A 22658-nucleotide genomic window follows, 5' to 3' on the forward strand; every position below is an offset into this window, starting at 1 on the left:
TCTTTTCTTATCAAGCAACGTACTTACACAGCGAGAATTTTCTCAGCCGTTTCAACAACATTGTCGACGGTGAAACCGAAGTGTTTCAGAAGATCACCACCAGGTGCAGACTCACCAAATGTTGTCATGCCAACCGTTGCACCTTCAAAACCAACGTACTTGTACCAGTAGTCAGCATGAGCCGCTTCAATCGCAACACGCTTAGTCACATTGCTAGGCAATACAGACGCTTTATACGCCGCATCTTGCGCATCAAACGCATTGGTAGATGGCATAGACACAACACGAACTTTCTTACCTTTCGCTGTCAATGCTTCCGCAGACGCCATCGCCAAGCCCACTTCAGAACCGGTCGCGATCAAAATAAGATCGGGTGTACCCGCGCAATCCTGAAGAACGTAACCGCCTTTCGCGACGTTTGCTAACTGTTCAGCGTTACGCGCTTGAGCAGGCAAACCTTGGCGAGAGAAGATCAATGACGTTGGTCCATCACGACGCTCAACCGCCGCTTTCCAAGCAACCGCCGTTTCGGCCGCATCACAAGGACGCCATACGGACATATTTGGCGTCATGCGCAAGTTAGCAAGCTGCTCGACGGGCTGATGCGTTGGACCGTCTTCACCTTGACCAATAGAGTCATGAGTGTAAACAAAGACGTTCTGGATACCCATCAATGCCGACATACGCACCGCATTACGGGCGTATTCCATGAACATCATGAAGGTCGCGCCGTAGTTGATAAAACCACCGTGCAAAGACGCACCATTCATGATGCCGCTCATGCCGAATTCACGTACACCGTAATAAATGTAGTTGCCAGCAGGGTCTTCTTGAATGCCTTTTGAACCAGACCATAACGTCAAGTTGGAACCAGCAAGATCCGCAGAACCGCCTAGCAATTCAGGCAACATAGCGCCAAAGAAACCGATCGCATTTTGCGAGGCTTTACGGCTGGCGATATTCTCACCCTTATCTTGGCTTTCTTGAATGAAGGCTTGCGCTTTTGCTTCAAAATCCGCAGGCAATTCGCCTTTGATAACACGGCGTTCAAATTCAGCCGCCAACTCAGGGAAAGCCGCTTGGTACGCAGCAAATTTGGCGTCCCATTCCACTTCACGCACTGCGCCGTCTTTTTTCGCATCCCAGCCCGCATAAACGTCTGCAGGAATTTCAAACGGCGCGTATGGCCATTCGAGGAATTCACGTGCGGCCGCGATTTCAGCATCACCTAAGGGTGCGCCGTGACAATCGTGACTGCCAGATTTGTTTGGCGAACCGAAACCAATGATGGTTTTGCAACAAATCAATGTTGGCTTGTTTGTTTCGGCTTTCGCCGCTTCGATCGCCGCTTTAATCGCGACAGGATCGTGGCCATCAACGTCGGCAATCACATGCCAGCCATAGGCTTCAAAACGTTGTGGCGTGTTGTCTGTAAACCAGCCTTCCACGTGACCATCGATGGAAATGCCGTTGTCATCCCAAAACGCGACCAATTTGCCCAAGCCCAAAGTACCAGCCAGTGAACAGGCTTCGTGGGAAATACCTTCCATCAAGCAGCCATCGCCAACAAAGCAATAGGTATTGTGGTCAACCACTGTATGGCCTTCGCGGTTAAACTGCGCCGCCAAGGTTTTTTCCGCGATAGCCATGCCAACCGCATTACTGATACCCGCGCCCAATGGGCCCGTTGTGGTTTCTACGCCATCGGTGTAACCGTATTCTGGGTGACCCGGTGTTTTGGAGTGAAGCTGACGAAATTGCTTCAGTTCTTCGATTGGCAATTTGTAGCCAGAAAGGTGCAAAAGAGAGTAGATCAACATGGAACCATGACCGTTAGACAAGACAAAGCGGTCACGGTCTACCCATTTCGAGTTATTTGGGTTGTGCTTAAGAAAATCATTCCACAACACTTCAGCGATATCCGCCATGCCCATTGGCGCACCTGGGTGACCTGAATTGGCTTTTTGTACCGCGTCCATACTCAATGCACGTATGGCGTTAGCAAGTTGTTTCCGAGACGACATGGTTATTCCACTCCTAATGACTTAACGAACAAAATAGTCGCTGCATTTTCTACGGGATAGAGCCACCAAGCAACGCTGGCACCCTCGTAACGCCCAAACATTGAGCAAAGAAAATGAAACAACATAGAATTGCGCACTATCCTATCAAAAAAACCGTTCTTTGCCTCATTAAAATCCATGGCACGGGTTGATATTTAAACAGCGCTCGTTCATCATGAGCCCCTTAAAGCGTCGATTTGTCTCGGCTTGCGGACGCTATATAAATTCAGCTAAACAGATTCAGATAAGACCTGTTTAGTATTTTTATGCCAAACAGGTTTTTTTAGGCCTGTTTAGCGACTCACTCAGCTAAAGAGGAAATTTTTCTCATGTCCGAATATTCTTTATTTACTTCTGAATCCGTATCAGAAGGCCACCCAGATAAAATCGCCGATCAAGTGTCCGATGCTATTCTGGATGCCATTTTGGCCGAAGACCCAGAAGCCCGCGTTGCCTGCGAAACCCTCGTGAAAACCGGCATGGTTTTGGTTGCTGGGGAAGTACGCACCAACGCATGGGTCGACATCGAAGAAATCGCCCGTGGTGTCATTCGTGAAATCGGCTACAACAGCTCAGACATGGGCTTCGATTGGGAATCCTGTGCGGTCATGAACGCTATTGGCAAGCAGTCATCTGACATTGCCGTGGGCGTTGATGAGGCCAGCGAAAAAGAGCAAGGCGCCGGCGACCAAGGTTTGATGTTTGGTTTTGCCACCAACGAAACCGACGTATTAATGCCCGCCCCTATCACCTACGCACACCGTTTGGTTCAACGCCAAGCCGAAGTACGTAAAAACGGCACGCTGGATTTCTTGCGCCCAGACGCGAAAAGCCAAGTGACCTTCCGCTACGATGAACATGGCAAGCCGTGCGCTATCGACGCGGTGGTTTTGTCAACGCAGCATAGTAAAGCAATAAAACAAGCTGACCTTCGTGAAGCCGTGATGGAAGAAATCATCAAGCCAGTTCTTCCTGCGGAATGGCTATCAAAAGACACCAAATACTTCATTAACCCAACGGGGCAATTCATTATCGGTGGACCCGTGGGCGATTGTGGTCTGACCGGCCGTAAAATTATCGTCGACACATACGGCGGCATGGCCCGTCACGGTGGCGGTGCTTTCTCTGGTAAAGACCCATCCAAGGTTGACCGTTCTGCGGCATACGCGGGTCGTTACGTGGCGAAAAACATCGTTGCGGCGGGTCTTGCAGACAAATGTGAAATCCAAATTTCTTACGCTATTGGTGTAGCTGAACCAACGTCTATCAGCATTAACACCTTTGGAACAGGCAAAGTGAGCGACGCGGTGATTTCTCAATTGGTTCGTGAGCACTTCGAATTACGCCCAGCGGGTCTGATCAAAATGCTCGATCTGAAACGCCCAATTTACTTGCCAACGGCGGCTTATGGCCATTTTGGTCGTGAAGGCGAGAACTTCACGTGGGAAAAAACCGACAAAGCCAACGCATTACGCCAAGCTGCAGGTTTATAATTTTCTGATTTTCCGTTATAAAGCCTTCTTCTGCTTTGCTTTTTGAAAGTACTGTGCAGAAAAAGGCTTTTTTATGGCCCTCTCTTTTTTAAAACATGAAAAAATACAGGACAAGTATGCGTATTCCACGAATTTTTATCGACACCGCACTCACTGAGAATACGACTCTTGCCCTACCTGATGCGTCCTTTCAGCATGTATGTAAAGTATTACGCCTAAAAGCCGATCACCCTTTACGCGTGTTTAATAGCCGAGAGTTTAATGGCAAAGGTGGGCAGTTTAATGCCACCCTATGCGAGGTCGAAAAACGCAGCGCCTGTATTCGCCTTCATGACTTTGAACCGCTCGAAAATGAATCGCCTATAAAAGTGATTATTGGCCAAACCCTGTCACGAGGCGAGCGTATGGACTATGCTATTCAAAAGTCTGTTGAAGCTGGGGTTTATGCGATTCAGCCGCTTTTTAGTGAACGATGTGAAGTTAAATTGCAAGACAGCCGTGCTGAAAAGCGTCTTCAGCATTGGCAGCAAGTGGCAATCAGTGCTGCCGAACAATGTGGACGTGGCTATGTTCCTATCGTTCATTCACCCATCGATTTAACCGATTGGGTGCAGAAATGTAACAATATGTTAAAGCTCACGCTGCATCATCACAGCGCAAGACCTATTCGTCAGTGTGAAAAACCCGACAATAATACGGTGGCATTATTGATTGGCCCGGAAGGCGGATTAACAGAAAAAGAGGTGCAACTTGCTGAAAAGTCAGGCTTTAATGCCATAACTCTAGGCCCAAGAGTACTGCGTACCGAAACGGCCCCCCTTGTCGCGCTGAGCGTGATTAACACCTTATGGGGTGATATTTGATCTGATCTGCTATAACAGAACAGCTACATATTCAGCGAGGAAAGGGTTTTAATATCTAAGCCAAGACAACAAAGGACACAGCATCATATGCTTTATCGAATAGTGTTAACTTGCACAATTTACATGGGCGTGGCGTTTTTCCCTGTTATGGCACATGCGATCTCACTGGAAGAAGCGACCTACGTCGCCATCGAAAACAGCCCAACCGTAAGGCAGGCCATCGCACGGTACAGAGAGTCAAAAGAAAGCGCCGACATCGCTCGCCGCTCAGGTTACTATCCGAGCATTGACCTGGCAGCTGGCTTGGGTCGCGAAACCACTTATGCAGATGACACCAACTCGAATGACGTCAGCCTTGGACGTCGAGAACTTACTCTGTCCTTAAATCAACCTATTTTTAACGGTTTTGCCAATAAATACGAAGTTGAAAGATTAACCAGCGAAGCCGAAGCCGATCGTTGGAGTGCACTCATTTCGGTAGAAAACACCGCGCTTGAAGTCGCCCAAGTGTACGCCAATATTTTGCGCTATCGTGAGTTGGTTGGCCTTGCCGAACTCAACCTAAAAACGCACGAACGCATTTATGATCAAATCAAATTAAAAAGCGACTCTGGCATTGGTCGCCAGTCGGATTTAAGCCAAATTACCGCTCGGCTTGCCAAAGCAAACGCCAATTATTATTCTGCGGTGAATAACCTGCTCGATGCAGAGAGTAATTACAACAACATCGTCGGTGAAATGCCACCCAGTAATCTCATCTACCCCGTTCCCGATAAAGACCTTATCCCTAAAAACCTTAACGCGGCCATTGAGGAATCTTTGAAGAAAAACCCAGCAATAGAGGGGGCATACTGGGACGTGGCCGCCACAGAAAGCATTCAAAACCTCACCAAAGCCGATACATATCCGACCATTAACTTTGTGTTAGAACGCACATGGAACAACAATTTAGACGGCACAGAAGGCCCAAGTGAAGACTTGTTGGCCATGGTAAGACTGAATTACAACCTTTACAGCGGTGGCACGCACAAACGCAAACAAGAAACAGCGGCCCAACAAAACATCCAGGCAACCGAAATTCGTCGCAAAACGATCCGTGATACTGAACTCACGGTTCGTTTATCGTGGGCTGCCTTTGAAGCCACCAATGGACAAAAAGAGCACATAAGACGCTACGTCATTGCCACCAAAGAATCGCAGATCGCCTACGAGAAGCAATTTCGTCTGGGTCGTCGCTCCTTACTCGATGTGCTGGACAGCGAAAACGAATTATTCCAAGCACGTCAAGATTACGTTAACGCCGATTACGACGAGCTTTTCTCAGAATTCCGCTTGTTCAACGCCAAAGGTGAGCTAATGAAGGCTTTCCGTATTTATCGCCCTCAACTGTTAGGATTCAATGACGAGTTCGACAATAAGCAGGCCGCTCCGACCCCAGGCCCAACCGCCACCGATGAGCTAAACGCCGCTGAAAGTACCATCATCAAAGAGGCACCCTCCTTAGACGCTCTCCCCGCCACAAACGAAGCGCAAAACGCACAAGAAAGTGAACTTTTTCTTGAAGCCGACGAAAACGGTAATTCGTGGTAGCGTTCACGGTGTAAAACCGCAAACGTGCCAACCAATGGGGGTGTTTTTTCTTCTCAGCGCCCCCATAATTCTATAGGATCACTAACCAACGAAAGACTGGGTAAAAGATTCGACGACAGATGTCTCTCAGCACTTATTTTGCTTCGCTTTAGGAAAGGCCCTATGACTATTAAACTCGGCATTGTAATGGACCCTATTTCGTCCATTAACTACAAAAAAGACACCTCTCTCGCCATGCTATGGGCCGCCGCCGATAAAGGCTGGCAACTTATTTATATGGAGCAAAAAGACTTATTCTTGGACAATGGCAAGGCCTACGCCATGACACGCCCACTGAGCGTTCATAGAGACCCTGAACATTTTTATAACCTTGGTGAAGAATGCAAAATGTCATTGGGAGAACTGGACGTTATTTTAATGCGCAAAGACCCGCCATTTGACAGCGAATTTGTTTACAGCACCATGATTTTAGAACAAGCCGAACGCGACGGTGCCATGGTGGTGAACGACCCTAAAAGCCTTCGTGATTGCAACGAAAAACTGTTCGCCACTCAATTCCCACAATGCTGCCCGGAAGTATTGGTGACACGACGCGCGGATTTATTAAAAGCGTTTCACAAAGAACATGGCGATGTGATTTTTAAACCTTTAGATGGCATGGGGGGCACATCGATCTTCCGCCTCAAGCCTGACGACTCTAACGTCAGTGTCATTATTGAAACACTGACGAGCCTAGGCACTGAGCAAATCATGGCGCAAAAATTTATCCCTGAGATCAAACAAGGCGATAAACGCATCTTGGTTGTTGATGGGGTTCCTGTACCGTTTGCATTGGCACGTATTCCCGCTTCAGGTGAAACTCGTGGCAATTTAGCGGCCGGTGGCCGTGGTGAAGGTCGTCCTTTGTCAGATCGCGATCGCTGGATTTGTGATCAAGTCATTCCGTCACTTAAAGAGAAAAACTTAATGTTTGTTGGTTTAGACGTGATCGGTGATTATCTCACCGAAATCAATGTGACCAGCCCAACTTGTGTTCGCGAGTTGGACACTCAGTTCGACCTAAACATTGCCATGCTCTTAATTGACGCCATTGAGAAACGCCTTCTGTAGCATTTCATGCGAGCCATAGATACCTTCTCTATCTCATTCTTCATCGCCATTAGTGCTCACGTACTGATGGTGATGATGATCGGCTTCGATTTTGAACTCACCAGCTCTAAGCCAAAAACCTTAGAGATCACCTTGGTTCAACACACAACACAAGCGCCCGTTGAAGCAGACTTTATTGCTCAAGCGAACCAACAAGCGAGTGGTACTGAACTGCGTAAGCAAAAGCTCACCACAACGGAAGACGCGCGTTTTTTGTCAGACACTATTGAAGAAATTTCCCCTCCTGTTCAGCCCCAATTAGCGTCTTTTGAACCAGTAGATCAACCCAGCTTGCTGGCTACGAAAAATCAGCAAGCTCTGTTCGAAGTATTGGATGAGCCAGATAACGAACCAAAAACCTTAGAAGAACAGTTTCGCGGACAAACTCAAATACCCAGCCACTTATCAAACGACATTGCGACATTAGAGGCCTTACTAGATCAACAACGGCAAGCCTACGCGAAACGCCCACGGATCCGTCGCCTCACTTCCGTTTCAGCAAAAGCCGCTGTAGATGCCCAGTATCTTGATGATTGGCGCCGCCGAATTGAGCGCATTGGTAATACTCACTACCCAGAAGAAGCCAAGCGCGACCATATTTATGGCGAGTTGCGCTTAGCCGTGATTTTATCACCCAGTGGCTATGTCGATAAGATAGACGTATTGCACTCCTCAGGTGTTCGAGTACTTGACGATGCCGCCATGAGAATCGTTCGACTCGCGGAGCCGTTTCAAGCTTTTCCGAGCGAACTGAAAAAAGAAGTCGATAAGCTCGAAATCATTCGAACGTGGCGCTTTGTCCCTGGCAATCAATTACGTAGCCAATAAAACCGACTGTCCACCACAAAAAAGCCCTCCGAAGAGGGCTTTTTTGTTCAAACAATCCCCTAAAATAGGATTGGAATCCGCCGTCAATCGAACTGGCCGTCCCCCATCGCGAGGCGAATTTTCTTCATGGCATTTTTTTCGAGCTGGCGAATTCGCTCGGCAGATACGCCATACTCGTCGGCCAATTCGTGCAAAGTAGACTTGGCATCAGACAGCCAACGTTGGACTAAAATATTTCGACTACGATCGTCCAAGTCAGACATTGCCGATTCTAAGCGCTGATTGGAATCCGCCTCCCAGTTACCATTTTCTAACAATATCGCAGGATCGGCACGATGATCTTCTAAATACTGTGACGGCGCTTGGTAAGCACTTTCATCGTCGTCATCCGCTGAGGCATCAAACGCCATATCAGAAGAACTCAAACGCCCTTCCATTTGACGAACCACTTCTGGTGTTACACCAAGGTCGCTCGCAACCGACTCTACTTCAGAATTACTAAACCAAGACAGAGTCTTTTTCGCACTGCGCAAGTTAAAAAACATCTTGCGTTGTGCTTTAGTGGTCGCAACTTTCACAATACGCCAGTTTTTCAGAATGAATTCATGAATCTCGGCTTTAATCCAATGCACCGCAAAAGACACAAGTCGAACGCCCACTTCGGGGTTAAAACGTTTCACCGCTTTCATCAAGCCAACATTGCCTTCTTGGATCAAGTCACCTTGCGCTAGACCATAGCCAGAATAACTTTTGGCAATGTGCACAACAAAGCGCAAATGCGACATGACTAACGTACGCGCCGCTTCTAAATCTTCTTGATAGTAAAGTCGCTCCGCGAGCGTCTTTTCTTCGTCGGCGGTTAAAATTGGAATACGGCTGACGGCTTGTATGTAGGATTCAAGGTTCTGGCCTGGAATCATCATGTCCGTAGGCTGGAGAGTTTTACCCATCTCTGTGTCCACCTTTCTTATGGTTTGTACTGTTTATGGTAAAATATTACCAATTAACGTCTGCATATGCCTGTCATGAATGTGAATAAATCATGGCTATTATCTTAATACTGATTTTAGCCTTTTTAGGATCACTGCAGTTCAATATTCGTTATGTGTCGGTTCACCGCGATCCACGCGCCAAAAACACCAACGAACGCACTAATAGTTAAACATAAAACCACTTCATCTGCATTAAATGTCTGCAACTCAAAGCCGCTTTGATAGAGGTCTATTAATCGCTCAGCAGGCGCACTCACCCACCAGCTAAGCAAGAGAATACACAGGGCCGCAAAAACACCACCCAAAACACCAAACCACAATCCCATGTATAAAAAGGGTCGACGGATGTACGCATCTGTTGCCCCCACCAACTTCATCACCAGCACTTCATCGCGGCGACTTTCCACCGCCATACGAATGGTATTCCCCACAATCAACAGCACCGCAATCACCAACAAAACCGACAAAGCATACACAAACCGCTGACCAAAACTGAGGATATTGGCAAGGCGCTGTAACCATTGAGCATCCAGCTCCGCGTATTCCACTTCTTTTTGTGATGCCAGCTGATCCCGCAAGGCCTGTAAGCTCGACAACGTGGTGATGTCAACGATCTCTTGGGGAATCACTCGTAACACGATAGGTAACGGGTTTTCTGGTAATGACGACATAATTTGCTCATAACCACTAGAACGCTCAAAATACCGCAGCCCTTCTTCTTTTGAAATGTACTCCACCGACGCCACGTCCGCTTGAGCGGACAATTTGTGTGATAGTGCCAGCGCTTGGGTGTCTTCCAAATTCGGAAACAGATACAGCGTAATCACCGATTGCTGCTCCCACTGGTCTGTAACAGATTGCACGTTTTTCAGTAATACATACAAGCCGCCAGGCAAAGATAACGCAATGGCGATCACCATCACCGTCATCATACTGGCTAATGGGTAGTTTATTAAACGAACGAAACTCTCCGTCAACGTGGCCTGATGCTGACGAAAATACTTGCCGGGTTGAAAGGACGTTTGTGTCGGCAAGTGGTGCTTAGTCGCTTTTATCGACTCTCTGGTTGCGCCTCGTTGGTTCGGCTTTTGTGTCATTCGCCAAATCCTCCGTCGTTCACCATGCGCCCCTGACTCAACGTCAATACGCGATGACGCATTCTAGCGACCAACGCTAGATCATGACTGGCCACCAGCACTGTCACACCAACGCGATTAAATTCTTGAAAGAGGTTCATGATTTCGGCCGACAACCTAGGGTCTAAGTTTCCGGTTGGCTCATCCGCTAACAACAATTGTGGCTTGTTGACTACCGCTCTGGCAATACCAACACGCTGTTGCTCTCCCCCTGACAGCGCCATTGGGTTGTACTTTTCTTTGTCCAGCAAGCCGACTTTGTCTAACGCAGCACGTACGCGACGAGCAATTTGCTGATCGTCTGCCCCACTCACTTGCAAAGGCAAGGCCACATTGTGAAACACACTGCGGTCTAGTAACAACTGATGGTTCTGGAACACCACACCCACACGTCGACGATGATGCGGAATAGCACGACGGCTCAGGGTGCGTAAGTCCACACCATCCACTAAAATCTGGCCAGCACTTTGACGCTCAATCATCATCATGAGCTTCATTAGCGTACTTTTACCGGCGCCAGAGTGCCCCGTCAAAAAGGCCATTTCTCCCTGCTGCAAATGGAAATTCACCTGCGACAAGGCTTCTTGCCCACTTTCGTACTTTTTGCTTACTCGTTGAAATTCGATTTCCACGCTAATTCAGCACCTCACATCGGAAAGTAACAGACGTGGGTCACGTCTCACTCATGATCAAATAAAGCATCGACAAACTCTTTAGCCACAAAAGGACGCAAATCGTCCGCTTGCTCACCCACACCAATATAGCGTATCGGCAAACTAAACTGTTTCGCGATAGCAAAAATAATACCGCCTTTTGCGGTGCCATCCAGTTTGGTCAAGGTAATACCACTCACACCCACGGCCTCTAAAAACAGCTTGGCTTGGCTGATGGCATTCTGACCGGTACCCGCATCTAAAACCAGCATAACCTCATGAGGTGCGCTGACGTCTAGCTTTTTCATCACCCGAACGACTTTCGACAACTCGTTCATCAAGTTGGCTTTGTTTTGCAAACGACCCGCCGTATCGGCGATCACCACATCCACACCCTTCGCTTTCGCCGATTCAATCGCGTCGTAAATAACCGACGCAGAATCAGCACCGGTATGCTGCGCCACAACAGGGACATTATTGCGTTCACCCCACACTTGCAACTGCTCAACGGCCGCGGCACGGAACGTATCACCCGCTGCCAACATCACAGATTTGCCTTCGGCTTGGTATTTCTTCGCCAATTTACCAATTGTCGTGGTTTTACCTACCCCATTTACTCCGACCATTAAAATAACAAAGGGTCCGTCTTTACTGACGGGGTCAAGTACTTGTTGGGATTGGCTAAGAATAGCTTCCATATCCGCTTTTAAATGGGTCAACAATGCATCGGCGTCTTTTAGTTCTTTACGGTTCAACCTCTGCGTTAAACTTTGCATCAATGTTTGTGTCGCATCCACACCGACATCGGCCATCAACAACTGTGTTTCCAGCTCTTCCAGTAAGTCATCATCAACTTTTTTACGGCCACCGATCGCCGAAGACAACCCATTGCCTAAGCCACTACGAGTTCGTGATAACCCAGATTTAATGCGTTGCGCCCAAGACAGTGTCGGCTGTGGCGTGTCCATCGCCGGTGTGTGCTCAACAACAGAATCTTGCTCGATCACAGTCGCTCGCGCAGCAGGCTGTTCGCTTTTTTCAACTGATTGAGACGTATCCGCGTCCTGTTTTATAGTTTCAGCCGCTGCTGCGTCCTTTTTCTTTGCTGCGATAAGATCTGTATTCATTTTAGTAACAACGCGGCGACGAATCACAAAAGCAATAATCGCTAGCAGGGCACCAATGACAATAGGAACATAACGCGCATAGTCACCAAGATACGGTGTAAAAAAAACAATAATATGATTAACAACGTCCATTAAATCGGTCTCTTTATTTTGACTGATGCGATAAGCATCAGTGAAATGCTATGATTGAGTACGGTGCCACTCACGTGGACACATGAAAACGGTTATTTTACCATCATTCTAACGGGCAAACAGGCTTAGTTTTATCAAATCTAGCCGGCCTCACTCAAGGCTCATTATGGCAGACAGCGACAAACCTCTTTTTAGCCGACCGGTACTAGCCGCTGTGATGTTGTGCTGTACGTTAGCAATCTGGTTATTAAATTTAACCGCCCCGAGCAACAAACTGCCTATTCCCGACCTTGAACGCTGGCAAACATCATCAGATATTCCCGTAATCTGGCTTAAACAACCCGCATGGCAAAACAGCAACAAACTTGAAGTTCGCTTTTTATTCCGCGCAGACGCCCCGAATACAGCGCTTACCCAAACCACATTGGCCATGCTGATGAGCGATTCTTTTCCGCTTAGCACGTCCTCAATCAACCAAAGACTGGCCCCCTTGGCCGCAAAAGTAAGCAGCTATTACGACCACGAAAGCCAAGTCATTGGCCTCACCATGAGCAATGAAACAAATTACCTACTGCCCACTCTTTCTCTGGTTACCCGGTGGTTAGAGGCTCCAGACTTCAAACAACGTACCTTCGAACAGTGGCAACGACAACAACAAACAAACCCATCACCACAGCATGAACTTGAACAAAGGCTGTTTGCACCCTCAGCGATCGACCAAAATACTCATACCAAAAGCAATCACTCACTGGTGCAAGTAAAAAGCCACTATTTCGCCCTAAAACACGCTGCATCGGCCATTATTATCGTGGGTGATCTCTCTGATGACTCCAAGCAAGCCCTGCAAACGGCGCTCAACCTGATTAGCCAAGATTACCGTCTTGCTGAGGCAACCAGAAAACCCACCATTCACTCAACCGGAACCGCTATAGCACACAGCGAAACACCGCACCATAAAGGTAACCTTTGGCAAAGCCGCAGCGCCATCGCGCTTGCTCCTATCACATCGGTAGAAGATTGGGTCAGTCTGCAACTTTGGGGGGCGGATCTAGTGTCTACACTTAATCAGCAAACTCATATCGACTTTGTACAGCTCGCCTTAACCTTGTCACCCCAGCAACCTTGGGCAAGTTGGAGCATTCAATACAGCGCACTCTTACCGGTTGACAGCCAGTCATCAAACAGCGATGCCCCTGTTATAAACGCGCCAGACCTCGCTCTGTTTGACCGCCTTCCTTCCCTAAATGACAAAGCGAACTTTGAAGAATTATTTGACACCTTTAAGCGGCAAATCGAGCAACAAACTCTATCACCTACTTGGTGGAGTGATATAGCGGCTAAAGTCACCCATGAAAACAGTAAGCTGACATTAGAGACATTCGCTGCTGACTATCAAAACGCCATCGATAGTTTTACCCAAGAAAAATATCAAAATGCCTTACAACGGCTACTTATCCCTTCGTCTTATCAAGAGATCCAAATTCACCAATGAAAAAAAACACCCTAAATCACGCCACCAAAAAAAGCCAAGCGAAAGCGTCTAAATTGCGTATCATCGCTGGAGAATGGCGTTCACGTCAGCTGCCCATTCCCGCCATTGAGGGTTTACGGCCCACCCCTGACCGAGTCCGCGAAACCCTGTTTAACTGGATTAACCACCAGCTCCCAGGCGCCGTGTGTGGCGATTTCTTCTGTGGCTCCGGCGCCCTTGGACTAGAAGCGATGTCTCGCGGTGCAAAACACGTGACCTTCGTAGACAATTCTCGTGTCGTGTTACAACAAATGAACGCCAATCTCGCCACACTTGGTGCCACTCATGCAACCGTTATCGCGCAAAATGCCGCGGTGTTTCTGGATACGGTAACACCACACCCATTGGACATCGTCTTTTTAGACCCGCCGTTTCGCAAAGGCTGGCTAGGTCAAATCATTCCCTTGCTGGAAAAAGGCTGGCTCGCCAGTCGGGCGCTTGTTTACATCGAAATGGAAAAAGAAGCGGAACTGCCATTGCTGCCTGATCACTGGTCATTAAAAAAAGAAAAAAACGCCGGCCAATTGGTGTATCGCCTGTTCGACGTCAAGGCACCGTCCACAATTTCACCCGAGATGGCCTAAGCCAGCGCTTGATGACACTCATAGCAACCGCTAGACTGTGTGACATCAAGCGCCGACGGATGCTCACCTCTGTTCGCGGACATTCGAGTACTTTTATTTAGACCTTACTTTAGGATATTCAGATTCTATGCCGGACGTCATTCCAGCCGACTCTGTGGGTATTGTTACCCCGCAGATTGCGCCATTCGACACACCGTTAGCGCTTTCTTGTGGGCACACCCTGTCATCGTATCAACTGATCTACGAGACGTACGGCACACTTAACGAGCAGGCCTCTAACGCGATTTTAATCTGTCACGCACTCAGCGGCGATCATCATGCTGCGGGATACCATGCCATGGCAGACAAGAAGCCGGGGTGGTGGGATACCGCAATAGGGCCCGGCAAAGCCATCGACACCAACCAGTATTTTGTGATTTCGTTGAACAATTTAGGCGGCTGCTGCGGGTCTACCGGCCCTACGACGATCAACCCAGAAACCGGTCAACGCTGGGAAGCCAGCTTCCCCATTGTGACCGTGGAAGACTGGGTGGAAAGCCAAGCACGCTTGGCGGATGTATTGGGTATTGAGACTTTCGCCGCGATCGTCGGCGGCAGTCTAGGTGGCATGCAAGTCTTGGAATGGAGTATTCGCTTTCCAACCCGCTTAAAAGCGGCGGTCATTGTGGCCTCGGCGCCCAAATTATCGACCCAAAATATTGCCTTTAACGAAGTGGCACGTCAGTCCATTCGTCGTGATCCAGACTTCTTCGATGGGCAATACTTGGATCATGACTCGGTACCCACCAATGGTCTTGGCTTGGCACGCATGCTCGGCCACATTACCTATTTATCCGACGACGCCATGGGCGCCAAGTTTGGCCGCCAAATGCGTCATGACACCTACCAGTACCATTACGGGGTGGAGTTTGAAGTCGAGAGTTATCTGCGCTACCAAGGCGAAGCCTTCACCAAACGCTTCGACGCCAACACCTACATGCTGATGACCAAAGCGTTGGATTATTTTGACCCCGCCGCGCGCACCGATGGCGACCTCTCGGTGGCGCTGAGTAAGGCCCAATGCGAATTTTTACTGGTGTCTTTCACTACCGATTGGCGTTTTTCTCCTGAACGCAGCGAAGAAATCGTCGATGCTTTGGTCAAAGCGGGCAAACAAGTGAGCTACGCGAAAATCGAAGCGACGGAAGGCCATGACGCATTTCTGTTTCCGATTCCTCGCTACATGACGGTACTGAACACCTTTTTGACTCGCATTAGTAAGCAGCACATCCTGGAGAAAAACCATGCGCTCTGATTTAGAAATCATCGATGAATGGGTTAAACCCAATATTCGCGTGCTGGATTTGGCCTGTGGTCCCGGAGAATTGCTGCATCACCTGATTCAAAACAAACAGGTCAATGGCTACGGCTTAGAAATCGGCCATGAAGATCTAAACACCTGTCTGGAAAAAGGCATTCCGGTTCTCGAACAAAACATCGACGAAGGCCTACAGAACTTTGATGACCAAAGCTTTGACCTCGTCTTGATGACCCACGCTTTACAGCAATTTCGTCGACCCGACTTATTGATCGACGAAATGCTGCGCATCGGCAAAGAGTGCATTATTACCTTTCCTAACTTTGGTCATTGGCGCAGCCGCATGCACTTGGCGTTAAAAGGCCGCATGCCGGTGTCGGACTTTTTGCCCTACAACTGGTACGACACGCCGAACATTCACTTTTTTACCTTTCAAGATTTTGAACGCTTGTGCCATGAAAAAGACATCAAGGTGTTGCGCTGGGCCGCGGTCGATGGGCAACTCAAAGACCATTGGTGGATTCGTTCCATGCCCAACTTGTTCAGCGAAACGGCCATTTTTCACATTAGCCGATAAGCCCTTACCACCGAGGACAACAGGATGCCACGCACCCTAGTACTAGCCAGCAACAACGCCGGTAAAATCAAAGAATTCAATGCGTTACTCGCCGACATCGGCATTACCGTCAAACCCCAAGGCGAGTTTGATTTTGAAGAAGCCGAAGAAACGGGCTTGAGTTTCATCGAAAACGCCATTTTAAAAGCCCGTCATGCCTGTGCGCATACTGGCCTGCCTGCCCTTGCCGACGACTCCGGCATCGAAGTGGATTATTTAGACGGCGCGCCGGGCATTTACTCGGCTCGTTTTGCTGGCGAGCACGGCAATAACGAGGCGAACAATGCCCTATTGTTGAAAAAACTCGATGGCGTACCAGAGCAAAAACGCACCGCGCGTTTTCATTGTGTATTGGCGTATATGCGCCACCAAAACGACCCCACGCCGCAGGTGTTTCATGGCGTGTGGGAAGGCCGAATTCTAACGTCTGCGCAAGGCCAAGAAGGCTTTGGTTACGACCCGATTTTTTTCGTGCCCGAACACGGCTGCAGTGCCGCCAGCTTACCGAAAGACATTAAAAATCAAATCAGCCATCGCGCCCAAGCGCTGCAACAACTGCTTGCTTCTTTTGAGCAAGCAACAGGTTTTGAACAAACAACAGGCCCGCGTTCGTGAGCACGCTATTGCCACCGCTGAGTTTGTACATTCACTTGCCGTGGTGTGTGCGTAAATGCCCTTATTGTGATTTCAACTCGCACCAAGCGGATCGTTTCGAACAAAATGACCAACTGCCTGAAGACGCCTATTTAGCGCAACTATTAGCGGATTTAGACGCGGATTTGCCCTATGTGGCCGGTCGTCCGATTCAAACCGCCTTCATCGGCGGCGGCACACCCAGCCTAATGAGCGAAGATTTTTACTATCGCCTCATGGACGCCTTACGCGAGAAGCTCACCTGGGTCGAAGGCGCTGAAATCACCATGGAAGCCAACCCAGGCACCTTCGAGCAAGAAAAATTCCGCCATTTTCGCCAAGCGGGCATCAATCGGTTATCCATCGGCATCCAGAGTTTCCAGCCAAACCTGTTGAAAACCCTAGGAAGAATCCACAACCGCGACGAAGCCATCCACGCTGTGGATAAGTCCAGAGCCGCCGGATTCGACAATATTAACCTCGATTTGATGCACGGCCTGCCCGAGCAAAGCCAAGCTATGGCCATGGAAGACCTGCAAATCGCCATGGATTTAGACCCAGAGCACTTGTCTTGGTATCAATTAACCATAGAACCCAACACAGAGTTTTATCGTCGTCCGCCCACGTTGCCCGAAGACAACACCTTATGGGGCATTCAAGACGCTGGCCAAGCACTTTTAACTGAGCAAGGTTATGCACAATACGAAGTGTCGGCCAATGCAAAAGACGGTCGACGCGCCGCGCATAACCTTAATTATTGGCGCTTTGGCGATTACCTCGGTATTGGCGCCGGTGCCCACGGTAAAGTCACGTTAGCGGATGGGCAAATATTTCGTACACGAAAGACTCGTCATCCCAGCCATTACCTAAATAATTTGCCCGAAGCCTTAGTCATAAAAGACGCGATCGCAGAAGAAGACTTGCCGCTGGAATTCATGATGAACCGTTTGCGCTTATTCGAAACCTTCGATTTAGCCGATTATGAACGCTTTACCTACCAAAAAGTGCCCGCTACGCTGATCAAAGCCTGTGAATTAGGCTTAAAGCAAGGCTTGTTAGATGCCGGTGAGTGGCAGAGTAAACGGGTAAAAACCACCGAGAAAGGCAAATTATTCCTCAATGAATTGCTAGAGCTTTTCCTACCGTAAACGACCAACGCGACTCACTATGATTTGACATCTAATGATATTGATGTAACCCTTACCTTGTAATGAGTAAGAAAGGCCATCTGAGATGGCCTTTCTTATTTTTATTCAGCGACTCTCACGCTCGCAAGCAAGATAAAATCATCCTGTTTCAATATGAAAAATATGTTTTTTATTATAATTCAATCACTTAAAGAGCTTAAGACGCTTTTTTTCTTTTTCTAATAGCAAAGCCCTTTCGTCGATAGACCATCATTTAAAAACGTCTTTTCTGTTCGAGATTATGAACAAATTGTGAAAATGGAACACAATGCGTCGTATTAAGAACAATTCAATGATGTGAATTATTTTAGGGTTAAGCGGTGGAATTGTGTAAAAAACGCTCGCGTTAATTTTTGTTTGAACATTGTTTTGTTTACAGAGGGATTTCTATTTTTAGGCCATAAAACAGAAGTCTTGGGAAAAGTTTTCACTAATTCAGGAGTATATTTATGAGTAATAAAACACCCGACAAAGGTCGGGCTGAATACAACACGTCGTACAGGGTGGGACAAGATAACGTTCAGTTTCTTGGCCTAGACGTATTAAATCCGGTGTTTAGTACCAGCGCATTGATCATTTTTGCGTTTATCATTGGCAGTATTTTATTCCCTAGCGATGCCAGTACTATTTTATCCAGCGCTAAGAATTGGTCCATCAATAATTTTGATTGGTTCTTCATGATATCCGGCAATATCTTTGTACTCTTTTGTTTGCTGTTGATCCTCCTCCCGCTCGGAAAAATCCGCTTAGGTGGCACAGAAGCCAAAGCAGAGCATTCAACCATCACATGGTTTTCTATGCTGTTTGCTGCCGGTATGGGGATCGGCCTGATGTTTTGGAGTGTGGCAGAGCCGGTCGCTTATTATACTGGCTGGTACGGTACGCCATTAGATGTGGTGGCGAATACGCCAGAAGCCAAAAACGCGGCGATGGGCGCGACCATGTTCCATTGGGGCCTGCACCCTTGGGCTATTTATGCGGTGGTTGGATTGTCCCTTGCTTTCTTTGCTTACAATAAAGGCTTACCTCTGACCGTCCGCTCTGCTTTTTATCCTTTGTTTGGTGAAAAAGTGTGGGGGACCATTGGCCACGTTATTGATGTTATTTCCGTCATTGCCACTATTTTTGGTTTGGCAACGTCCCTTGGTTTTGGCGCTCAACAGGCCACCAGCGGTCTTAATTTCTTATTTGGTATTCCCAATACGTTAACGACACAGATTATTGTGATTTTTGTGGTGACGGCTGTCGCTATTGTATCCGTAGCGCGTGGCTTAGAAGGCGGTGTAAAGTTACTTTCTAACGTCAATATGATCATTGCAGCAGGGCTGGCTTTGTTTATTGTGATCGTAGGCAATACCGGCGCCATTTTCGTTGCGATGGGTTCATTCTTGTTAGGTTACATCGAAAATATCATTCCGTTAAGTAATTGGATTGGTCGTGAGGATGAAACCTTCTATCACGGCTGGACCGTTTTTTACTGGGCTTGGTGGATTTCTTGGTCTCCATTTGTCGGCATGTTTATCGCCCGCGTTTCTCGTGGTCGTACGGTCCGTGAATTTGTTGTTGCCGTTTTATTGGTTCCTACTGTGGTCTCTTTGGTTTGGATGTCTATTTTTGGTGGCTCTGCGCTTGATCAAGTCGAAAATGGCGTTGGAGCGCTTGCGAATGGTATTACCGACTCGTCACTTGCGATGTTCCAAATGTTTGCTAGTTTGCCTCTGACGTCTATTACGTCATTTATCGGTATCGTGCTGGTTTTGGTGTTCTTTGTCACCTCTTCTGACTCCGGCTCCTTGGTTATCGATGGTATTACGGCCGGCGGTAAAACCGACGCCCCCATGATTCAACGCGTGTTCTGGGCGGTTCTGGAAGGCATTATTGCTGTTGCTTTGCTTGTTGGGGGTGGCTCAGAAGCCTTAGGCGCGATCCAAGCCGCTGCCATTACCATTGGCTTGCCCTTCACCGTATTGATGCTCATCATGTGTATTAGCTTATGGAAGGGCTTAAACAGCGATATCCACTTGTATAAGTAAACAATAAGGTCACAGCCAAAAGAAAGACAGAAAACAGCGCGCATGACTTACGTCATTCGCGTTGTTTTTTATCCATCGATATTTTATGATCAGCGGACTCTTAGGGGAGTAATCTTCTTTGCACTGACAACTAACTTGCTGCAAAGATTCTTTGTCAACATAATTTGGCCTCATGCTCGTGGCAAAGAAATCCTAATGCGATTGATATCGTTGGGATTGATGAGACTTAAGGCAATGACTTGGCTCAGGTGGGCTCAGGTTTTTGTCTTTTGTTTATCGCCCACCTAGGACTTATCACATAATGGATGCCTTTCTTACCTCTGTCTCTACGGTTGCTCTGGCCGAAATGGGCGACAAAACTCAACTTCTGGCCCTCTTTCTGGCCACTCGTTTTGCGTCAAAAATGTCAATTGTACTGGGCATTTTGCTGGCGACCCTGCTCAATCATGCCTTATCGGCCTGGTTAGGCGTAGAAATAGCCCAATGGATACCCAAGAGCGCCCTCAGTTGGGTTGTGGGTTTGAGCTTTATCGCAGTGGGTCTCTGGCTGTTAATACCAGACAAAGACGACAGCGATGACCATGCCTTGTTAAAATACGGTGCATTTGGCGCCACTTTTGTGTTGTTTTTTCTTGCTGAAATAGGCGATAAAACGCAAATCGCGACGGTGTTACTGGGCGCCCATTACGGCGGTGTTTGGCTAGTTTTAATAGGCTCAACGCTTGGAATGATGTTGGCCAATGTGCCTGTTGTGTTCGCTGGCCACTGGATTATGGACAAAATAAACGCGAATCGTACTCGTCAACTGGCGTGTGCGCTGTTTCTTATTATAGGAGCAGTGACCATCGCATCGCCCTTGATTCAATAACCGCTTCAACTCAACAGGTCTCTATGATGGACGTCGAATTAACCGAAATACTCGAAGCACTTTGTCAACATGCCCCGTTCAATGAAATTGCTGATGACCCACAGCTCAATGACATGGCAAAAGAAATAGAAATACGCTACGTACGTACCGGTGAGTGGGTGATTGCGCCTAGCGCACCGAACAGCACGTTGTATTTTATTCGTAGCGGTGCGCTTGAAGTACTCAGTAAAGAAAAAAAGTTAATTCGACGCATGAACGAAGGGGAGTTATTTGGGTATTACTCTCTCTTACGAGGGGGGAAATCCTCGCAGTCAATGCGTACCATCGAAGACAGTTTACTCTATTGCATTCCCGCTCGATGGTTTATTAAATTGTACGAAGAAAATGATATTTTCTCAGACTTTTTTGAACTAGCGCGTGAGGTCCGTTTGCGTATTGCGATGGAATCGCAAAATTCAGACGTGTCTTTAATGACTTGCCCCGTCATCAGTTTATTAAGACGCCCCCCTATTAGCGCGGATAGTCACTCCAGTATTCTGAGCGCGGCGAAAATCATGGCCGAACATAGAGTTTCTAGCCTGCTCATTACCGAAAACGACGAGCTTATTGGCATAGTTACCGACCGAGACTTGCGAACTCGCGCTGTTGCAGAAGGCCTTGCGTACAGCACGCCAATTTCAGACATAATGACCCGCGATCCTATCGTAATGGACAGTGGTGACTATGCCTCTGAAGCTGTGTTAAAAATGATGGAGCGTAACGTTCACCACATTCCCATTGTCAAAAATGGACGCCCTATTGGGGTTGTCAGCACCGGTGATATTATCCAAAAAGAAAGCCATGGTAGTGTCTATCTGATCAGCGACATTTACAAGCAAACCAGCATCGAAGGCTTACAAAGCATCAGCCGAAAAATGACCCACACCTTCACCCAGCTGGTGGTTGCCGACGCCAATACGCAAATGATCGGCAACGCGATGTCGCACATAGGCACCGCGTTTGTAAAACGCTTATTGCAACTCGCCGAGGAAAAATACGGCCCACCGCCGGTGCCCTATTGCTTTATCGCCTTGGGCTCGCAGGCACGTGAAGAGCAAACCATTAAAACTGACCAGGATAATGCGCTCGTCATCAGCGATTTGTACAATAAAAAACAACACGGCGACTACTTCGAGACCTTAACAGATTGGGTCTGCAAACGTCTTGATCAGTGTGGTTATGATCTGTGTTCTGGCGACATTATGGCTTCCAACCCTCGGTGGCGTCAGCCGCTCAGCGTGTGGAAAAACAATTTCAGTGGATGGATACAACAACCCAAAGCCGAGGCGTTATTGCGCCTTTCTATCTTCTTTGATCTGCGCGGTGTGTACGGCGACAAAACCTTGGCCAAACAGCTCAACCAGCACATCCGCCAGCAAGCCCAACAGCATTCTGGCTTTTTAACCTTTATGGCGCGCAACGCCAATCAGCGCAAACCGCCGTTAGGATTTTTTCGTCAATTTGTGCTCGATGGCGAAGGTGAACAATCGCGCACCTTTAACCTAAAAGAAAGAGGCATCGCGCCAATTATCGACATTGTTCGCGTTCACGCCCTCGCTTGTGGCAGTGAAAAACTCAACACGTTAGAGCGTATCGCTGACATAGAGGCGGCGGGGCTGTTACCCGATGGCCGAGCAAAAGATTTGGCGTTAGCCTTAGAAATGATTGGTATGATTCGGATTCAAAACCAAAAAGACCAAATTGAAGCCGGTGAAGAACCGAATAACCACGTTAACCCTGAGAATCTCTCGTCACTTGAAAAGCGCAATCTACGAGACGCGTTTCACATTGTCTCGCGCCAACAAGAATTTATAAAGTTCCGCTACGCAGGGAAACGCAGCTAA

General features: G+C 48.0%; 19 protein-coding genes. 14 read left to right on the forward strand and 5 right to left on the reverse strand.

What is annotated here, in order from left to right; translation table 11 throughout:
- Nucleotides 1-23: 23 nt before the first annotated feature.
- Nucleotides 24-2024 carry a transketolase gene (tkt, locus tag FXV75_RS15465; protein ID WP_148834819.1) on the reverse strand — a complete coding sequence of 667 codons (2001 nt, stop codon included), beginning with the start codon at nucleotides 2022-2024 and terminating at the stop codon, nucleotides 24-26.
- Between the two features lie 368 nt (nucleotides 2025-2392).
- On the opposite strand from tkt, the gene metK reads away from it, so the two are divergent.
- The 5 genes from metK to FXV75_RS15490 all read left to right on the forward strand — a co-directional run bounded on the left by metK (nucleotide 2393) and on the right by FXV75_RS15490 (nucleotide 7986).
- Complete coding sequence (gene metK, locus FXV75_RS15470; protein WP_148834821.1) at nucleotides 2393-3556, forward strand: methionine adenosyltransferase; 1164 nt, start codon at nucleotides 2393-2395, stop codon at nucleotides 3554-3556.
- 116 nt (nucleotides 3557-3672) lie between these two features.
- Nucleotides 3673-4419 carry a 16S rRNA (uracil(1498)-N(3))-methyltransferase gene (locus FXV75_RS15475; RefSeq protein ID WP_148834823.1) on the forward strand — a complete coding sequence of 249 codons (747 nt, stop codon included), beginning with the start codon at nucleotides 3673-3675 and terminating at the stop codon, nucleotides 4417-4419.
- 87 nt (nucleotides 4420-4506) lie between these two features.
- Entirely contained in the window at nucleotides 4507-6009 is a 1503-nt protein-coding gene (locus FXV75_RS15480) for a TolC family outer membrane protein (RefSeq protein ID WP_148834825.1), read from the forward strand.
- Nucleotides 6010-6171: 162 nt separating this feature from the next.
- Nucleotides 6172-7119, forward strand: a complete 948-nt coding sequence (gene gshB / locus FXV75_RS15485) for a glutathione synthase (protein WP_148834827.1) — start codon at nucleotides 6172-6174, stop codon at nucleotides 7117-7119.
- Between the two features lie 6 nt (nucleotides 7120-7125).
- Nucleotides 7126-7986 carry an energy transducer TonB gene (locus FXV75_RS15490; RefSeq protein ID WP_148834828.1) on the forward strand — a complete coding sequence of 287 codons (861 nt, stop codon included), beginning with the start codon at nucleotides 7126-7128 and terminating at the stop codon, nucleotides 7984-7986.
- An 83-nt stretch (nucleotides 7987-8069) separates the two neighbouring features.
- Here FXV75_RS15490 and rpoH read toward each other — a convergent pair whose 3' ends face one another.
- From rpoH to ftsY, 4 genes are all read right to left on the reverse strand, one after another.
- A complete protein-coding gene (gene rpoH / locus FXV75_RS15495) occupies nucleotides 8070-8936 on the reverse strand; it encodes an RNA polymerase sigma factor RpoH (protein WP_148834830.1) in 867 nt (288 codons plus the stop codon).
- Between the two features lie 131 nt (nucleotides 8937-9067).
- Nucleotides 9068-10075, reverse strand: a complete 1008-nt coding sequence (ftsX, locus tag FXV75_RS15500) for a permease-like cell division protein FtsX (RefSeq protein ID WP_148834832.1) — start codon at nucleotides 10073-10075, stop codon at nucleotides 9068-9070.
- On the reverse strand, nucleotides 10072-10746 hold the full coding sequence (gene ftsE, locus FXV75_RS15505) for a cell division ATP-binding protein FtsE (protein WP_148834834.1): 675 nt from the start codon (nucleotides 10744-10746) through the stop codon (nucleotides 10072-10074). The genes ftsX and ftsE overlap by 4 nt, the downstream gene beginning before the upstream one ends.
- 47 nt (nucleotides 10747-10793) lie before the next feature.
- On the reverse strand, nucleotides 10794-12026 hold the full coding sequence (gene ftsY, locus FXV75_RS15510) for a signal recognition particle-docking protein FtsY (protein ID WP_148834836.1): 1233 nt from the start codon (nucleotides 12024-12026) through the stop codon (nucleotides 10794-10796).
- A 166-nt stretch (nucleotides 12027-12192) separates the two neighbouring features.
- Between ftsY and FXV75_RS15515 the strand changes: the two genes are divergently transcribed.
- The 9 genes from FXV75_RS15515 (at nucleotide 12193) to FXV75_RS15555 (ending at nucleotide 22658) form a co-directional block, all read left to right on the forward strand.
- Complete coding sequence (locus FXV75_RS15515) at nucleotides 12193-13518, forward strand: insulinase family protein (RefSeq protein WP_148834838.1); 1326 nt, start codon at nucleotides 12193-12195, stop codon at nucleotides 13516-13518.
- The gene (gene rsmD, locus FXV75_RS15520) at nucleotides 13515-14141 is read left to right on the forward strand and encodes a 16S rRNA (guanine(966)-N(2))-methyltransferase RsmD (RefSeq protein ID WP_148834840.1); all 627 of its coding nucleotides are present in this window, start codon (nucleotides 13515-13517) and stop codon (nucleotides 14139-14141) included. The genes FXV75_RS15515 and rsmD overlap by 4 nt, the downstream gene beginning before the upstream one ends.
- 127 nt (nucleotides 14142-14268) lie before the next feature.
- Complete coding sequence (locus tag FXV75_RS15525) at nucleotides 14269-15435, forward strand: homoserine O-succinyltransferase MetX (protein ID WP_148834841.1); 1167 nt, start codon at nucleotides 14269-14271, stop codon at nucleotides 15433-15435.
- Nucleotides 15425-16015 carry a methionine biosynthesis protein MetW gene (gene metW / locus FXV75_RS15530; protein ID WP_148834843.1) on the forward strand — a complete coding sequence of 197 codons (591 nt, stop codon included), beginning with the start codon at nucleotides 15425-15427 and terminating at the stop codon, nucleotides 16013-16015. Before FXV75_RS15525 ends, metW begins: the two co-directional genes overlap by 11 nt.
- A 24-nt stretch (nucleotides 16016-16039) precedes the next feature.
- Nucleotides 16040-16669, forward strand: a complete 630-nt coding sequence (gene rdgB, locus FXV75_RS15535; protein WP_148834845.1) for an RdgB/HAM1 family non-canonical purine NTP pyrophosphatase — start codon at nucleotides 16040-16042, stop codon at nucleotides 16667-16669.
- Nucleotides 16666-17835 (forward strand): radical SAM family heme chaperone HemW, encoded by a 1170-nt coding sequence (gene hemW / locus FXV75_RS15540; RefSeq protein WP_148834847.1) that lies wholly within the window; start codon nucleotides 16666-16668, stop codon nucleotides 17833-17835. The genes rdgB and hemW overlap by 4 nt, the downstream gene beginning before the upstream one ends.
- A 488-nt stretch (nucleotides 17836-18323) precedes the next feature.
- Nucleotides 18324-19907 carry a BCCT family transporter gene (locus tag FXV75_RS15545; protein ID WP_148834849.1) on the forward strand — a complete coding sequence of 528 codons (1584 nt, stop codon included), beginning with the start codon at nucleotides 18324-18326 and terminating at the stop codon, nucleotides 19905-19907.
- Between the two features lie 301 nt (nucleotides 19908-20208).
- Nucleotides 20209-20775: a TMEM165/GDT1 family protein gene (locus FXV75_RS15550; RefSeq protein WP_148834851.1), complete on the forward strand. Its 567-nt coding sequence runs from the start codon at nucleotides 20209-20211 to the stop codon at nucleotides 20773-20775.
- Nucleotides 20776-20798: 23 nt separating this feature from the next.
- Nucleotides 20799-22658 (forward strand): DUF294 nucleotidyltransferase-like domain-containing protein, encoded by a 1860-nt coding sequence (locus FXV75_RS15555; protein ID WP_262368577.1) that lies wholly within the window; start codon nucleotides 20799-20801, stop codon nucleotides 22656-22658.

The organism is Marinomonas sp. IMCC 4694 (genome assembly GCF_008122525.1).
GTDB lineage: Bacteria > Pseudomonadota > Gammaproteobacteria > Pseudomonadales > Marinomonadaceae > Marinomonas.

Excerpts from the sequence above, each read along its gene's own strand:
- gshB (WP_148834827.1), top strand. The coding sequence starts at position 6,172 with ATGACTATTAAACTCGGCATTGTAATGGACCCTATTTCGTCCATTAAC.
- metW (WP_148834843.1), top strand. The coding sequence starts at position 15,425 with ATGCGCTCTGATTTAGAAATCATCGATGAATGGGTTAAACCCAATATT.
- FXV75_RS15515 (WP_148834838.1), top strand. The coding sequence starts at position 12,193 with ATGGCAGACAGCGACAAACCTCTTTTTAGCCGACCGGTACTAGCCGCT.
- ftsX (WP_148834832.1), bottom strand. The coding sequence starts at position 10,075 with ATGACACAAAAGCCGAACCAACGAGGCGCAACCAGAGAGTCGATAAAA.
- rsmD (WP_148834840.1), top strand. The coding sequence starts at position 13,515 with ATGAAAAAAAACACCCTAAATCACGCCACCAAAAAAAGCCAAGCGAAA.
- rpoH (WP_148834830.1), bottom strand. The coding sequence starts at position 8,936 with ATGGGTAAAACTCTCCAGCCTACGGACATGATGATTCCAGGCCAGAAC.
- FXV75_RS15490 (WP_148834828.1), top strand. The coding sequence starts at position 7,126 with ATGCGAGCCATAGATACCTTCTCTATCTCATTCTTCATCGCCATTAGT.
- FXV75_RS15475 (WP_148834823.1), top strand. The coding sequence starts at position 3,673 with ATGCGTATTCCACGAATTTTTATCGACACCGCACTCACTGAGAATACG.
- metK (WP_148834821.1), top strand. The coding sequence starts at position 2,393 with ATGTCCGAATATTCTTTATTTACTTCTGAATCCGTATCAGAAGGCCAC.
- FXV75_RS15480 (WP_148834825.1), top strand. The coding sequence starts at position 4,507 with ATGCTTTATCGAATAGTGTTAACTTGCACAATTTACATGGGCGTGGCG.
- FXV75_RS15525 (WP_148834841.1), top strand. The coding sequence starts at position 14,269 with ATGCCGGACGTCATTCCAGCCGACTCTGTGGGTATTGTTACCCCGCAG.
- FXV75_RS15545 (WP_148834849.1), top strand. The coding sequence starts at position 18,324 with ATGAGTAATAAAACACCCGACAAAGGTCGGGCTGAATACAACACGTCG.
- rdgB (WP_148834845.1), top strand. The coding sequence starts at position 16,040 with ATGCCACGCACCCTAGTACTAGCCAGCAACAACGCCGGTAAAATCAAA.
- ftsY (WP_148834836.1), bottom strand. The coding sequence starts at position 12,026 with ATGGACGTTGTTAATCATATTATTGTTTTTTTTACACCGTATCTTGGT.
- FXV75_RS15555 (WP_262368577.1), top strand. The coding sequence starts at position 20,799 with ATGATGGACGTCGAATTAACCGAAATACTCGAAGCACTTTGTCAACAT.
- tkt (WP_148834819.1), bottom strand. The coding sequence starts at position 2,024 with ATGTCGTCTCGGAAACAACTTGCTAACGCCATACGTGCATTGAGTATG.
- FXV75_RS15550 (WP_148834851.1), top strand. The coding sequence starts at position 20,209 with ATGGATGCCTTTCTTACCTCTGTCTCTACGGTTGCTCTGGCCGAAATG.